The organism is Pseudomonas sp. HP_08 (genome assembly GCF_055284095.1).
The window spans coordinates 668774-683404 of record NZ_JBTOQC010000001.1; the positions used below are offsets into that span (position 1 = coordinate 668774).

Annotated in this window: 13 protein-coding genes; 8 read left to right on the forward strand and 5 right to left on the reverse strand. The window is 62.5% G+C overall.

What is annotated here, in order from left to right; translation table 11 throughout:
* The 5 genes from ACYAS9_RS02950 to ACYAS9_RS02970 form a co-directional block, all read right to left on the reverse strand.
* The gene (locus ACYAS9_RS02950) at positions 1 to 1527 is read right to left on the reverse strand and encodes an APC family permease (RefSeq protein WP_463566803.1); all 1527 of its coding nucleotides are present in this window, start codon (positions 1525 to 1527) and stop codon (positions 1 to 3) included.
* Positions 1528 to 1585: 58 nt separating this feature from the next.
* Positions 1586 to 2332, reverse strand: coding sequence for a gamma-glutamyl-gamma-aminobutyrate hydrolase family protein (locus tag ACYAS9_RS02955; protein ID WP_463566804.1), 747 nt, complete (start codon positions 2330 to 2332; stop codon positions 1586 to 1588).
* A gap of 155 nt (positions 2333 to 2487) precedes the next feature.
* Positions 2488 to 3768, reverse strand: a complete 1281-nt coding sequence (locus tag ACYAS9_RS02960; RefSeq protein ID WP_463566805.1) for an NAD(P)/FAD-dependent oxidoreductase — start codon at positions 3766 to 3768, stop codon at positions 2488 to 2490.
* 40 nt (positions 3769 to 3808) lie between these two features.
* The gene (locus tag ACYAS9_RS02965) at positions 3809 to 5302 is read right to left on the reverse strand and encodes an aldehyde dehydrogenase (RefSeq protein ID WP_463566806.1); all 1494 of its coding nucleotides are present in this window, start codon (positions 5300 to 5302) and stop codon (positions 3809 to 3811) included.
* A gap of 134 nt (positions 5303 to 5436) precedes the next feature.
* Complete coding sequence (locus tag ACYAS9_RS02970) at positions 5437 to 6822, reverse strand: glutamine synthetase family protein (protein WP_463566807.1); 1386 nt, start codon at positions 6820 to 6822, stop codon at positions 5437 to 5439.
* A gap of 101 nt (positions 6823 to 6923) precedes the next feature.
* Here ACYAS9_RS02970 and ACYAS9_RS02975 point away from each other — a divergent pair, with 101 nt between their 5' ends.
* From ACYAS9_RS02975 to ACYAS9_RS03010, 8 genes are all read left to right on the forward strand, one after another.
* Positions 6924 to 7811, forward strand: a complete 888-nt coding sequence (locus ACYAS9_RS02975; RefSeq protein ID WP_463566808.1) for a LysR family transcriptional regulator — start codon at positions 6924 to 6926, stop codon at positions 7809 to 7811.
* A gap of 333 nt (positions 7812 to 8144) precedes the next feature.
* A complete protein-coding gene (locus ACYAS9_RS02980; RefSeq protein WP_463566809.1) occupies positions 8145 to 9383 on the forward strand; it encodes an OprD family porin in 1239 nt (412 codons plus the stop codon).
* 132 nt (positions 9384 to 9515) lie between these two features.
* Positions 9516 to 10322, forward strand: a complete 807-nt coding sequence (locus tag ACYAS9_RS02985; protein WP_463566810.1) for an NAD-dependent epimerase/dehydratase family protein — start codon at positions 9516 to 9518, stop codon at positions 10320 to 10322.
* A 94-nt stretch (positions 10323 to 10416) separates the two neighbouring features.
* Positions 10417 to 11388, forward strand: coding sequence for a TRAP transporter substrate-binding protein (locus tag ACYAS9_RS02990; protein ID WP_463566811.1), 972 nt, complete (start codon positions 10417 to 10419; stop codon positions 11386 to 11388).
* Between the two features lie 70 nt (positions 11389 to 11458).
* Positions 11459 to 11986 carry a TRAP transporter small permease gene (locus ACYAS9_RS02995; RefSeq protein ID WP_463566812.1) on the forward strand — a complete coding sequence of 176 codons (528 nt, stop codon included), beginning with the start codon at positions 11459 to 11461 and terminating at the stop codon, positions 11984 to 11986.
* A complete protein-coding gene (locus ACYAS9_RS03000) occupies positions 11987 to 13267 on the forward strand; it encodes a TRAP transporter large permease (RefSeq protein ID WP_463566813.1) in 1281 nt (426 codons plus the stop codon).
* A 69-nt stretch (positions 13268 to 13336) separates the two neighbouring features.
* Positions 13337 to 14257 carry an EamA family transporter gene (locus ACYAS9_RS03005; protein ID WP_463566814.1) on the forward strand — a complete coding sequence of 307 codons (921 nt, stop codon included), beginning with the start codon at positions 13337 to 13339 and terminating at the stop codon, positions 14255 to 14257.
* A gap of 82 nt (positions 14258 to 14339) precedes the next feature.
* The coding region (locus ACYAS9_RS03010) for a transposase (protein WP_463566815.1) at positions 14340 to 14631 on the forward strand (292 nt) is incomplete at its 3' end.

The following is a 14631-nucleotide window of genomic DNA, read 5'->3' on the forward strand; positions in this document are numbered from 1 at the left end:
TCAGGCTCCCGCCTCCAGGTTGTGGGGTGCGCGCAAGTGCGCGCGTTGCAGGGTTTGCCCGGCGAAGTAATCCGGGGTCAGCCAACGAAAGATGCCCATCAGCACCACGCCCAGCAGCAGGATCACCACGGCAATGATGAACACCAGCCCCACGCCGCCGATGTGCGAACCGCTGCCGAAATCCGGCGAGGCGCTGTCGACGGCGGTCTGCGCAAAGATCACCGCCAGCGCGCTGCCGCCGAGCAGCGGGCACACGCCGCGCAGCAACAGGTGGCGAACGCTGTCGAACAGGCTGTGGCGGAAATACCAGACGCAGGCAAACGCGGTCAGCGAGTAGTAGAAGCAGATCATCATGCCCAGCGCGGTGATGGTGTCGGCCAGCACGTTTTCACTGAGCAGGCGCATGCTGACGTAAAAGATCGCCGCCGCCGCACCGGCGCACAAGGTCGCAAAACGAGGCGCCAGCGAGCGCGGGCAGATGCTCGCAAAGCGCTTGGGCAGCGCTTGGTAATAGCCCATGGCGAACAGCGTGCGCGCCGGTGAAATGAACGTCGATTGCAACGACGCCGCGGTGCTGGCCAGCACCGCAATCGACATCAGGATCGCCAGCGGCCCCATCACGGGGCCTGCCAGGTGGGCGAAGACGTTTTCCTGAATGGTCGGGTTGCCCAGCCCCAGGCCCTGGTCGGCGACGCCGGCAAAGCGCAGGGTGGCGATGGCGGTGACCAGGTACAGACCGAGGATCACCAGCACCGTCAGCGCAGCGGCGCGACCCGGCACCGCGTGGCTGCTGACCGACTCTTCACTGACCGTCAGGCACACGTCCCAGCCCCAGAAAATGAAGATCGACAGCGACAGCCCGGCGGCGAACGAAGAGAACGAGTCGATGCTCCACGGGTTGAACCAGTTGACATCGAATTCCAGCGCCGGCCCTTGCGGCGCCTCACCGAAGGCGGCGATGCAGAAGCCGAGCAGCACGAACAGTTGCAAGGCGACCAGCACGTACTGCACGCCCATGGTGGTGCCAATGCCGCGACAGCAGATCCACACCGCGATGCCGATGAATACGCAGCAGGTGAGGATGTTGACCCAGACGTTATCGCTTAACGCGATGAGTGCTTCATGCCCGGTCAACTGGCCAAGGAACAGGTAGAAAAAGTCCACCGCCACACCGGCCAGGTTCGACAGGACAATGGTGGTCGCGGCCACCAGTCCCCAGCCGCCGATCCAGCCCATCACCGGCCCGAAGGCCCGCGCCGACCAGGTGAACGAGGTGCCGCTGTCGGGCTCGGCGGCGTTCAGCTCGCGGTAGCCCAGGGCAACCAGCAGCATGGGAATGAAACCCACCAGAAAGATCGCCGGCAAATGCGCACCGACCTCGCGGACGGTCGGGCCAAGCGCGCCGGTCAGGGTATAGACCGGCGCGATGGTCGAGATGCCCAGTACCACACAGGCCAGCAGGCCCAGACTGCCACTGGCCAGACCCTTGGAGCCGGTGCGCGCAGGTGTTTCGCCGTTATGACTCATTCAGTGTCCGCCGTTTTATTGGAATTATGGCTACATGGGACGTGTGCCCGCAGAAGCCTCAGCGCCTCTGCGCGTAGGCCTGGCACGCTTCACGGAAGGCTTCGAACAAGCGCAGCGATTCAGAGTTTTCCAGAAAACGCCATTCGGGGTGCCATTGCACGCCCAGCACGAAGCCTGGCGACTGCTCGGTCGACACCGCCTCGATCAGCCCGTCGGGCGCCAGCGCTTCGGCCCGCAGGCCTGGCGCCAAACGGTCAATGCCCTGGCTGTGCAGGGAATTGACCTGAAACTCGGACGCCAGCCCCAGACGCTCCAGCACGCCGCCCTTTTGCACGGTCACGGCATGCTGCGGCGCGTATTGCTCGGCCAGTGAATCGCTTTGCGGCTCGCGGTGATCCAGATAGCCCGGCAGTTCCTGCACCCGTTGATGCAAGGTGCCGCCCAGGGTCACGTTGAGTTCCTGAAAGCCCCGGCAGATGCACATCACCGGCACGCCCTGATCGATGGCGGCGCGCAGCAGCGGCAAGGTCACGGCATCGCGCCAGGCATCGTGCTGGGTGCCTTCGGCGCTCGGTGCGCCGTGGTAATGGTGCGGCTCGACATTCGATGGGGAGCCGGTGAACAGCACACCGTCGAGGTGTTGCAACAACAGCAGCGGATCGGGCGGCGTGCTCAGCGCTGGAAGCACCAGAGGCATACCGGCAAACGCCGCGGCTTCGACGTACTTGTCGCCCACGGTGTGCGACGCGTATTTGCCCAGCATCTGCCGGCAGGCGGTAACGCCAATCAGGGGAAGACGAGACATGGTGGATCCTCGCAGCAGAAAAACAATTCCCGTAGGAGCGAGCGTAGAGCTCGCGAATGGGCCAGCAGCTTCAACGTATTGATGGTCGGCATTCGCGAGCTAACGCTCGCTCCTACGGGTTCAGGGTCGGGTTTAGTGTTGATTTAAAGGTTGGGTTAAACGCCCAGCCGGTCGCGCAGCTGGTAATACGAGGCGCCCAGCGCGGTGAACGGCACGCGCAGCAGACGGCCGCCCGGGAACGGGTAATGCGGTAATCCGGCGAAGGCGTCGAAGCGTTCGGCCTGGCCGCGCAGGGCTTCGGCGAGCAGCTTGCCGGCCAGGTGCGTGTAGGTCACGCCGTGCCCGCTGCAACCCTGGGAGTAGTAGATGTTGTCGCCCAGCCGGCCGACTTGCGGCAGGCGCGACAGGGTCAGCAGAAAGTTGCCGGTCCAGGTGTAATCGAACTTCACGTTTTTCAGCTGCGGGAACACCTTGAGCAGCTTGGGCCGGATGATCGCTTCGATGTCCGCAGGGTCTCGCGCGCCGTAGACCACGCCGCCGCCGAAGATCAGGCGCTTGTCGGCACTGAGGCGGTAGTAGTCGAGCAGGTAATTGCAGTCTTCGACGCAGTAATCCTGCGGCAACAGGCTGCTGGCCAGCTCATCGCCCAAGGGTTCGGTGGTGATCACCTGAGTGCCACACGGCATCGCCTTGGACGCCAGTTCCGGCACCAGATTGCCCAGGTAGGCGTTGCCGGCCACCACTACAAACTTTGCCCGCACCTGGCCCAGCGGCGTGTGCACCACCGGGTTCGGGCCGCGGTCGATGCGCGTGGCCGGGCTTTGCTCATGAATGCGCCCGCCGAGTCTGACCACCGCGTCGGCTTCGCCCAGCGCCAGGTTCAGCGGGTGAATGTGCCCGCCGCTCATGTCGAGCATGCCGCCGACATAACGGTCGGTATCGACCATCTGCCGAATGCGGCTGACGTCGAGCAGCTCAAGCTGTTTATGGCCGAAGCGTTCCCAGAGTTGCTGTTGCGACTCCAGATGGTTCATCTGCCGGCTGGTGATCGCGGCAAAGATGCCACCGTCCTTGAGGTCGCACTGGATACCATATCTGGCCACGCGCTCACGGATGATGCGCCCGCCTTCGAAGGCCATCTCGCCCAACAGCCGCGCCTGGTGCGGGTCGACGGTTTTTTCGATGACATCGATGTCGCGGCTGTAGCTGTTGACGATCTGCCCGCCGTTGCGCCCCGAGGCGCCGAAGCCGACCTTGGCGGCCTCCAGCACGGTCACGGAAAAGCCATGCTCCAGCAGAAACAGCGCGGTGGACAGCCCGGTGTAACCGGCGCCGATGATGCACACATCGGTCTGGATCGATTCGCTCAGCACCGGGTACTCAGCGTGATAGTTGCGCGAGTCGGCGTAGTAGCTTTGAACGTGTTGTTGCTGCATGGTCGATTCTCCAGGACAGGGCGGCCTGCGCCGCCGGGCCTTACAACTTGATCCAGGTGGCTTTGAGTTCGGTGTACTTGTCGAACGCGTGCAGCGATTTGTCACGGCCATTGCCCGACTGCTTGAAGCCACCGAACGGCGCGGTCATGTCGCCGCCGTCGTACTGATTGACCCACACGCTGCCGGCGCGCAGCGCCTTGGCGGTCAGGTGCGCCTTGGACAGGTCAGCTGTCCAGACACCGGCGGCCAGGCCGTAGACGGTGTCGTTGGCGATGCCGATGGCCTCCTCAACGCTGTCGAAGGCGATCACCGACAGCACCGGCCCGAAGATTTCTTCGCGGGCAATGCGCATGGCGTTGTCGACGCCATCGAACAGGGTCGGCTCGACGTACACGCCGCCGGTGTCGAGCAAGGTGCGCTGGCCACCGCTGAGCAGTTGCGCGCCGTCGGCCAAACCGGCGTCGATGTAGCCGAGCACGGTGTCCAGTTGCGTGGCATCCACCAAAGCGCCCACGCGAGTGTCCGGGTCCAGTGCATAGCCCGGCTGCCAGGCTTTCAGCGCTTCGACCACCATCGGCACAAAGCGTGCCTTGATCGAGCGCTCGACCAGCAAGCGCGAGCCTGCGGTGCACACCTCGCCCTGGTTGAAAGCGATGGCGCTGGCGGCCGCTTTGGCAGCCGCTTCAAGGTCCGGCGCGTCGGCAAACACGATGTTCGGGCTCTTGCCGCCGGCCTCCAGCCAGACGCGCTTGAGGTTCGACTCGCCGGCATAGACCATCAATTGTTTGGCGATGCGTGTAGAGCCGGTGAACACCAGCGTGTCGATGTCCATGTGCAGGCCCAGCGCCTTGCCGGCGGTGTGGCCAAAGCCCGGCAGCACGTTAAGCACTCCGGCCGGAATCCCCGCCTCGACCGCCAGGGCGGCGATGCGGATCGCGGTCAGCGGCGACTTTTCCGAAGGCTTGAGAATCACCGAGTTGCCGGCCGCCAACGCAGGCCCCAGCTTCCAGCAGGCCATCATCAGCGGAAAATTCCACGGCACGATGGCCGCGACCACACCGACGGCCTCGCGGGTGACCAGGCCGAGCTGGTCGTGCGGCGTAGCGGCGACTTCGTCGTACAGCTTGTCGACCGCCTCGGCGCTCCAGCGAATGGCATTGGCCGCACCGGGCACGTCGATCTGCACGGCATCGGCAATCGGCTTGCCCATGTCGAGGGTTTCGAGCAACGCCAGTTCGTGGGCGTTGGCGAGCATCAAGTCGGCAAAGCGGATCAGTGCTTTTTTGCGTGCTGCCGGTGCCTGGCGCGACCACACGCCGCTGTCGAAACGCGCCCGGGCCACGCTGACCGCGCGGTTTACATCATCGATATCGCAACTGGCGACCTGCGCCAGCAAGCGACCGTCGACGGGGCTGATGCAATCGAACGTCGCATCGCACACAGCGGCGACATAATGACCATCGATAAAGGCGCGGCCTTCGATGGACAGGCTCTGGAACAGCTGTTCCCAGTAATCACGTTGCGGGATGTTCATGGTTGTTCTCTTCAAGACCGGACACTGCTATTTCCCTATTACCGGGTAGGAGCGAGCGTAGAGCTCGCGAAAGTGCCGGTGCGACCGATACATAGATCGTATGAAAATCCGTATTCGCGAGCTTGCGCTCGCTCCTAAACGGTATGCAGGTACCAGTTGTATTCGAGGTCGGAGATCGACACTTCGAACTCGGCCATTTCGCTCTCTTTGCAGGCGACAAAGATGTCGATGTACGCGGGGCTGATGTACTGGTTCATGATTTCGCTGTCGTCCAGTTCGCGCAGGGCGTCGCGCAGGTTGTTCGGCAGGCTCTGTTCCAGTTGCTCGTAAGAGTTGCCCTCGATCGGCGCGCAGGGTTCAAGCTTGTGCGTCAGGCCGTGGTGGATGCCGGCCAGGATCGCCGACATCATCAGGTACGGGTTGGCATCGGCACCGGCCACGCGCTGTTCGATGCGGATCGCGCTGTCGTTGCCGGTCGGTACGCGGACCGCGACGGTGCGGTTGTCCAGGCCCCAGCTCGGCGCGTTGGGCACATAGAATTGCGCACCGAAGCGGCGGTACGAGTTGACGTTGGGGCACAGGAACGCCATCGAGGCCGGCATGGTTTCCAGAATGCCGGCGATGGCATGGCGCAGCGGCGCATGAGCTTCAGGGTCGTCGGTGGCAAAGATGTTCTTGCCGGTGGCCTTGTCGAGCAACGAGATATGCACATGCAAACCATTGCCGGCCTGGCCCGGATACGGCTTGGCCATGAAGGTGGTGTCCATTTCATGGTCGTAGGCGATGTTCTTGATCAGGCGCTTGAGCAACACCGCGTAGTCGCAGGCCAGCAGCGCGTCTTCGACGTGGTGCAGGTTGACCTCGAATTGCGCCGGCGCACTTTCCTTGACGATGGCGTCGGCCGGAATGCCCTGCTCCTTGGCGGCTTCAAGAATGTCTTGCAGGCAGTCGGCGTATTCGTCCAGATCGTCGATCAGGTACACCTGGGTCGAATGCGGGCGCTTGCCGGAAATCGGCGAGCGTGGCGGTTGTGGCCGGCCGTTGATGTTCTCCTGATCGATCAGATAGAACTCCAGCTCGAACGCCGCGCAAATGGTCAGGCCCAGGGCGTCGAACCTGGCAACGATCTGGCGCAGCACTTCGCGCGGGTCGGCGAAGAACGGCTGGCCGTCGAGTTCGTGCATGGTCATCAACAGTTGCGCGGTGGGGCGCTTCTGCCAGGGTTCGTAGGCCAGGGTGCCGGGGATCGGGTAGCAGACCCGGTCGGAGTCGCCGATGTCCAGGCCAAGGCCTGTGCTTTCCACCGTCGAGCCATTGATGTCCAGGGCGAACAGTGAGGCCGGCAGGTTGATGCCGCGCTCGTAGACCTTGTGCAGGCTGGGCCGCTCGATGCGCTTGCCGCGCACCACGCCATTCATGTCGGAGATGAGCAGATCGACAAATTGCACTTCGGGGTAGTTACGCAGGAACTCACTGACTTCATCTGACGAGACGATGGCGCGCGGGGATACCGACGACATGATTGAACACCTTTGATGGTTTTTTTGGTGGGGCGTGATTTGACTCTAAATGACAATCGATGCAATAAACATTGGCGCTTTAGCAACCTGAGTTTGCATCCATGCAATATGAGATCAACCATAACGACCTGGCGCTGGTCCTGGCCCTGGTGCGCGGACGCTCGCTGGCGCGGGCATCCGAGCTGCTGCAGGTCGACATCTCCACAGTGTTCCGATCGATCCGGCGGCTGGAAAGTGCGCTGGGCAGCGCATTGTTCGAAAAGAGCCGGCGCGGCTACATTCCCAACGAGGCGGCGCAGGCCATGGCCGAGCAGGCCGAGCGCGCCGAACAGGCGCTGGGCGCGGCACGCATGGCCTTGCGTCAGGGTGAACACGTGGTCAGCGGCACGGTGCGCCTGACCTGTACCGAGGCGGTGCTGCACAGCCTGATGCTGCCGGCGCTGGCCGGATTCATGCCGGCTTATCCGGCACTGAATCTGGAGCTGTCGACCTCGAACAACTTCGCCAACCTGAGCCGCCGCGATGCCGATATCGCCCTGCGCCTGACCGACACGCCACCCGAGCATCTGGTGGGCCGGCATCTGGGCAGCGCGGCCTATGTGATCTGCGGCCACCCGGATTTTCGCCAGGCGCTGCACAGCGATCCGGCGTCGGTGCCGTGGGTCGCCCCGGATGACTCGATGCCCGAGCATGTCTCGGTGATCTGGCGCGAGCGCACCTATCCACAGGTGGTGCCGCGCTATCGCTGCAGCAGCATGGCGGCGGTGGCGCAACTGGTCAGCGCAGGGCTCGGAGTCGCCGCCCTGACCGATTTCACCGCCCGCGACCTGCACGGCGTCGAAGCCCTGAGCGAGCCGCTGGTGGGCTGCAGCACCGAAGTCTGGCTGCTGACCCGCCCCGATTGCCGGGACTTGCGCTCGGTGCAGACGCTGTTCGATGAACTGACCCCGAGATTGCGCGAGACGCTGGAGCAGGTTGCCGATCAGTAGGCGCGGCATTCGGCCAGACATACACGACTAAAGTCGGACACAGGGTGCGTTGACATTATCGGCAGCCGTTGTTAATAATCCGCGCAGTCATACGATAACGCACAACAAAAACAACAACGAGTGAGTCTACCTATGTCGCCTTCATCTACGCGCCCCTGTGCGCGGCATTGTTGTATCTCTTTTCCGACAAATAACGCCAGCGCCACAGGCTCTTCCAAGAGCAACTAACGGCGCGCCTTTTTGTTGGCGCACAACGTGTTTATCACCCTGCTGCCACACGCTGCGCGTGCCTGGCAGATGGACTGTCTCACCCAGAACGGAAGCACAACAATAATGAAAATCCGCCAAACCCTGCCTTTTGCCCTGATCAGCGCCGGTGTCATCGGCAGCTTGCCTGGCACCGGTGTCGCCGCCGGTTTCGTCGACGATGCCAAGGTCACGCTCGGCCTGCGCAACTTCTACATCAACCGTAACTTCGTCGACCCCAATAACGCGCAGAGCAAGGCCGAGGAATGGACCCAGAGTTTTATCCTCGATGCCCGCTCGGGCTTTACCGAGGGCCCGGTCGGTTTTGGCGTGGATGTACTCGGGCGCTGGTCGCTCAAGCTCGATGGCGGTGGCGGCACCTACGGCACTGCCCTGCTGCCACGCCACAGCGACGGGCGACCGGCCGATGACTTTGGCCGGCTGGGCGTGGCCGGCAAGGCCAGGTTCTCCAAGACCGAACTGAAAATCGGTGAGTGGATGCCGGTGCTGCCGATCCTGCGCGCCGACGACGGTCGCTCGCAGCCACAGACCCTGCGCGGCGGCCAGATCACCTCCAAGGAAATCGACGGCCTGACGCTCTACGGCGGCCAGTTCCGCGCCAACAGCCCGCGCAACGACGCGAGCATGGAAGACATGAGTTACGGCGGCGGCCTGTCGGACCGCTTCAACTTTGTCGGCGGCGAATACACCTTCAACCAGAACCGCACGATGTTCGGCCTGTGGAACGCGGTGCTCAAAGACGTTTACCAGCAGCAGTACGTGCAGTTCACCCACAGCCAGCCGATCGGCGACTGGACCCTGGGCGCCAACCTGGGCTATTTCCAGGGCGACGATGACGGCTCACGCCGCGCCGGCCGCCTGGACAACAAGACCTATTCGGGCATGTTCTCGGCCAAGATCGGCGCCAGCACGTTCTATGTCGGCTTGCAGAGAGTCAACGGCGACACCTGGATGCGCGTCAACGGCACCAGCGGCGGCACCCTGGCCAACGACAGTTACAACGCCAGTTTCGACAACGCTGAAGAACGCTCATGGCAAGTGCGCCATGACTTCAACTTCGTGGCGCTGGGCGTGCCCGGCCTGACCCTGATGAACCGCTATATCAGCGGTCATGATGTGCGCAGCGGCGCGGTCACCGATGGCAAGGAATGGGTGCGCGAATCGGAACTGGCGTATGTCATCCAGAGCGGCACCTTCAAGAATCTCAACATCAAGTGGCGTAACTCGACCATCCGTCGAGACTTCAGCACTAACGAATTCGACGAGAACCGGCTGATCTTCAATTACCCACTGTCGATCCTGTAATAAAGCCTGTGCAAAGTTGCTTCACGTACGACGCTGGGCGAATTGACAAACTGCAAAGTGGCTGTCGATAATCGCCCAAGTCATACGACAACATATAACGCACAACAACCATAACAACGAGCAGAGCTGGCCATGACCACAACACCTTTCAATCGCCTGCTGCTCACCGGTGCAGCAGGCGGACTGGGCAAGGTTCTTCGCGAACGCCTCAAAGGCAGCGCAAAGATCCTGCGCCTTTCAGACATCAGCCCGATGGAGCCCGCCGCCGGCCCGCACGAAGAAGTCGTGCAGTGCGACCTGGCCGACAAGGCTGCGGTGCATGAGCTGGTTGCCGGCGTCGATGCCATCGTCCACTTTGGTGGCGTATCGACCGAACACTCCTTTGAAGACATCCTGGGCCCGAACATCTGTGGCGTGTTTCATATCTATGAAGCGGCGCGCAAACACGGCGTCAAACGGGTGATCTTCGCCAGCTCCAACCACACCATCGGCTTCTATAAGCAGGACGAACGCATCGACGCCCGTTCGCTGCGCCGTCCTGACAGCTACTACGGCTTGTCCAAGTGTTACGGCGAAGACATGGCCAGCTTCTATTTCGACCGCTACGGCATCGAGACGGTCAGCCTGCGCATTGGCTCCTCGTTCCCCGAGGTCAACAACCGGCGGATGCTCAGCACCTGGCTGAGCTATGACGACCTGACCCAGTTGATCGAGCGCGGGCTGTTCACCGCCAATGTCGGCCACACCGTGGTCTATGGCGCCTCGGCCAACCCGACCGTCTGGTGGGACAACCGTTACGCCGCGCACCTGGGTTACGCGCCCAAGGATTCCTCCGAACAGTTCAGCGCCGCCGTCGAGGCACAACCGCAGCCAGCCGAAGATGATCCGGCCAGGGTGTATCAAGGCGGCGCCTTCGTGGCTTCCGGGCCTTTCGACTGATCCATCGACCCGTACGCAGGGTCGACACGCAATACCGTAATGGCTGCAAACGCTGCACAACGATGACGACATAATAACAACACGGAGTTTCATCATGACCTTCAAACGCAAGCTACTCCTTGCCGTTCTTCCGCTGGCAATCTCCTTGTCTTCAGCCGCTTCGGCGCTGGAAATCAAGTTCGCCGAGATTCACCCGGCCGGGTACCCGACCGTGGTCGCCGAAGAGAACCTGGGCAAGAAACTGGTCGCTCAGAGCGATGGCAAGATCACCTTCAAGATGTTCGCCGGTGGCGTGCTGGGTTCCGAGAAGGAAGTCGTCGAGCAGGTGCAGATCGGCGCCGTGCAAATGGCCCGCGTCAGCCTCGGCATCGTCGGTCCGGTTGTACCGGATGTGAACGTGTTCAACATGCCGTTCGTGTTCCGCGACCATGAGCACATGCGCAAGATCATCGATGGCGAGATCGGCCAGGAAATCCTCGACAAGATCACCAATTCGGACTTCAACCTGGTAGCCCTGGCGTGGATGGACGGCGGTACCCGCAACATCTACACCAAGAAGCCGGTGCGCAAGATCGAAGACCTCAAGGGCATGAAAATCCGTGTGCAGGGCAACCCGCTGTTCATCGACATGATGAACGCCATGGGCGGCAACGGCATCGCGATGGACACCGGCGAGATCTTCAGCGCCCTGCAGACCGGCGTGATCGACGGCGCAGAAAACAACCCGCCGACCCTGCTGGAGCACAACCACTTCCAGAGCGCCAAGTTCTACACCCTGACCGGCCACCTGATCCTGCCGGAGCCAGTGGTGATCTCCAAGACCACCTGGAACAAGCTCACCCCCGAGCAACAGGCGCTGGTCAAGAAAGTCGCCCGTGAGGCGCAGATGGAAGAGCGCGCACTGTGGGACGCCAAGTCGGCCGCCAGTGAAGAGAAACTCAAGGCCGCTGGCGTCGAGTTCATCACCGTCGACAAGAAGCCCTTCTTCGACGCGACCCAGTCGGTACGCGACAAATACGGCGCGCCGTACGCCGACCTGATGAAACGCATCGCGGCAGTCCAGTAACACCTGTTCCCCTCTCCCGGATGACCTCTGCAGGCGCGGCCCCCACCGCCCTGCAGCCTTGGATGTGCCTATGAAAACGTTCTTTCTACGCATGAACGATGTGTTGTACAGCGCCTGCATCTGGATTGCGGGCCTGTCGATCCTGACCATGACGCTGATCATTCCGTGGGGCATTTTTGCCCGCTATGTGCTGGGCACCGGCTCCAGCTGGCCGGAGCCGGTCGCGATCCTGCTGATGATGGTGTTCTGTTTTATCGGTGCGGCGGCCAGTTACCGGGCCGGCGCGCACATGGCCGTGTCGATGATCACCGACCGCCTGCTTGAACCGCAGCGCAAGGCCATCGCCGTGTTCGTACAGTTTCTGATGATCGCGGTATGCGTGTACATGACCTGGTACGGCGTGCGGCTGTGCATCACCACCTGGAACCAGTTTCTGGCGTCCTTGCCGGGTGTGCGGGTCGGCATGACCTATGCGCCCATCCCGATCGGCGGTTTGCTGACCCTGAGTTTTGTCCTGGAAAAACTCATGCTGGGCGATCAGAGCCACCGCCGCGTGGTGCGCCTGGACCATATCGAAGAAAACGAAGGAGCTGCATAAATGGATGCCTTGATTCTTCTGGGCAGTTTCATGCTGCTCATCTTCCTCGGTATGCCGGTGGCCTATGCGCTGGGTCTGTCGGCGCTGATCGGCGCCTGGTGGATCGATATTCCCTTGCAGGCGATGCTGATCCAGGTCGCCAGCGGCGTGAACAAGTTCTCGTTGCTGGCGATTCCGTTCTTCGTGCTGGCCGGGGCAATCATGGCCGAAGGCGGCATGTCGCGGCGGCTGGTGGCGTTTGCCGGCGTGCTGGTGGGTTTTGTCCGCGGCGGGCTGTCGCTGGTCAACATCATGGCCTCGACCTTTTTCGGCGCGATTTCCGGCTCCTCGGTGGCTGACACGGCCTCGGTCGGCTCGGTGCTGATTCCGGAAATGGAGCGCAAAGGCTACCCGCGCGACTTCTCCACCGCCGTGACCGTCAGCGGCTCGGTGCAGGCGCTGCTGACCCCGCCCAGCCACAACTCGGTGCTTTATTCGCTGGCCGCCGGCGGTACGGTGTCCATTGCGTCGCTGTTCATGGCCGGCGTCATGCCGGGGCTGTTGATGAGCGCGGTGTTGATGGGCCTGTGCCTGATTTTTGCCCGCAAGCGCAACTACCCCAAAGGCGAAGTGATCCCGCTGCGCCAGGCGCTGAAAATCGCCGCCGATGCGCTCTGGGGCCTGATGGCCATGGTCATCATCCTCGGCGGCATTCTGTCCGGGGTGTTCACCGCGACCGAGTCGGCAGCAATTGCGGTGGTGTGGTCGTTCTTCGTGACCATGTTCATCTACCGCGACTACAAGTGGCGTGACCTGCCCAAGCTGATGCACCGCACGGTACGGACCATCTCCATCGTGATGATCCTGATCGGCTTCGCCGCCAGTTTCGGCTACGTGATGACCCTGATGCAGATCCCGGCAAAGATCACCACGGCGTTCCTGACCCTGTCGGATAACCGCTATGTGATCCTGATGTGCATCAACGTGATGTTGCTGCTGCTGGGTGCGGTGATGGACATGGCGCCGCTGATCCTGATCCTGACCCCGATCCTGCTGCCGGTGATCTCCGGTATCGGCGTGGACCCGGTGCATTTCGGCATGATCATGCTGGTCAACCTGGGGATCGGACTGATCACACCGCCGGTGGGCGCGGTGCTGTTTGTCGGCTCCGCGATCGGCAAGGTGAGTATCGAGTCGACGGTCAAGGCGCTGCTGCCGTTCTACGGGGCGCTGTTCCTGGTGCTGATGGCGGTGACCTACATTCCGGCCATTTCCCTGTGGCTGCCTAGCGTAGTCCTGTAACGTTCAGCGGCAACCTCAACAGGCGGGCCGGAATGGCCCGCCTTTTCTTTGCAAATGGATTTTGTGCCCATGGCTGCTCCCTCCGCTTCTCCCCTTCCCTTGCCACGGCATATCGCCGTGGCCATCCTGGCGCTGCTGGCCTGCTGCTTTGCCGGCAACCACATTGCGGCGCGCTTTGCCTTCGATGACAACACCGGTGTGCTGCTGGCGATTCTGTGCCGCTCCGGAATTACCCTGCTGGCACTGGCCGGCCTGCTGCTGTGGCAGCGTCAATCGTTGAGCCTGCCGGCGGGCGCCTGGCGCTGGCAATTGCTGCTGGGCTTGCTGATCGCCACGCAAAGCCTGTGCCTGTACTCGGCGGTGGCGCGCATTCCGGTGGCGCTGGCATTGCTGGTGGGCAACACCTTTCCGATCATTCTGGCGCTGCTGGCGTGGGCATTCGGCGGACCGCGCCCGACCCGGCGCACCGCCTTGCTGATGGGCATGATCCTGGTCGGCCTGGTGCTGGCACTGGATGTGCCGGCGCGGCTGGCCGCCAGCGGCGAGTCCAACCCGCACTGGACGCTCGGCGTCAGCCTGGCCTTTTGTGCCGCCTGTGTATTTGCCTGTGCGTTGTGGATCACCGACCACAAACTGGCGGCGGTACGCGGCCCGGTGCGCAGTTTGCTGACCTTGCTGGTGGTGTTCGTCAGCATGCTGGCCGCAGGCGCCAGCGGGGTGATGCCGTCGGGCCTGTCGCTGCCGGGCAGCAGCACCGGCTGGGTGGCGCTGGCCAGCCTGGTGGTGCTGTATGGCATGGCCTTCACCTTGTTGTTCGTCTGCGTACCGCGCTTGAACATGGCGCAGAACGCCCCGGTGATGAACATCGAACCGATCGCCACCCTGATCCTCGGCTGGGCCCTGTTGAACCAGAGCCTGAGCGGGATGCAACTGCTGGGTGGCGCGGTGGTGGTGGGTGCGATCGTGTTGCTGACCTACCGCAAAGGCTGAGCGCCCTCTCGCCATGAACCTATGACCCTTGATCTGCACCCCAAAAGTTGGACACCCATCTGACTTCTTGGGGTGTTTTTTCATGGGCAAGTACTCTACGCAGTTCAAAATCACAGCGGTCAAGGACTACATCGATGGCACCGAGGGATTTCGCAAGGTCGCCAAGCGACATGCCATCGATGTCAGCCTGCTTCGACGCTGGCTCGCCACCTATCAGGCGCTAGGCGCTGCTGGACTTCGTTCTCGAGGGCACCATTACAGCGCGGCATTCAAGCTCTCGGTCATCGAGTGTCGGCATGAACAGCAGCTCTCCCTACGAGCAGTCGCAGCCCGATTCGGCCTTGGTCATTCCACCTGTGTGGGCATTTGGGAAC

Coding starts and splice junctions, on each gene's coding strand:
- ACYAS9_RS02950 (WP_463566803.1), bottom strand. CDS start 1,527: ATGAGTCATAACGGCGAAACACCTGCGCGCACCGGCTCCAAGGGTCTG.
- ACYAS9_RS02955 (WP_463566804.1), bottom strand. CDS start 2,332: ATGTCTCGTCTTCCCCTGATTGGCGTTACCGCCTGCCGGCAGATGCTG.
- ACYAS9_RS02960 (WP_463566805.1), bottom strand. CDS start 3,768: ATGCAGCAACAACACGTTCAAAGCTACTACGCCGACTCGCGCAACTAT.
- ACYAS9_RS02965 (WP_463566806.1), bottom strand. CDS start 5,302: ATGAACATCCCGCAACGTGATTACTGGGAACAGCTGTTCCAGAGCCTG.
- ACYAS9_RS02970 (WP_463566807.1), bottom strand. CDS start 6,822: ATGTCGTCGGTATCCCCGCGCGCCATCGTCTCGTCAGATGAAGTCAGT.
- ACYAS9_RS02975 (WP_463566808.1), top strand. CDS start 6,924: ATGCAATATGAGATCAACCATAACGACCTGGCGCTGGTCCTGGCCCTG.
- ACYAS9_RS02980 (WP_463566809.1), top strand. CDS start 8,145: ATGAAAATCCGCCAAACCCTGCCTTTTGCCCTGATCAGCGCCGGTGTC.
- ACYAS9_RS02985 (WP_463566810.1), top strand. CDS start 9,516: ATGACCACAACACCTTTCAATCGCCTGCTGCTCACCGGTGCAGCAGGC.
- ACYAS9_RS02990 (WP_463566811.1), top strand. CDS start 10,417: ATGACCTTCAAACGCAAGCTACTCCTTGCCGTTCTTCCGCTGGCAATC.
- ACYAS9_RS02995 (WP_463566812.1), top strand. CDS start 11,459: ATGAAAACGTTCTTTCTACGCATGAACGATGTGTTGTACAGCGCCTGC.
- ACYAS9_RS03000 (WP_463566813.1), top strand. CDS start 11,987: ATGGATGCCTTGATTCTTCTGGGCAGTTTCATGCTGCTCATCTTCCTC.
- ACYAS9_RS03005 (WP_463566814.1), top strand. CDS start 13,337: ATGGCTGCTCCCTCCGCTTCTCCCCTTCCCTTGCCACGGCATATCGCC.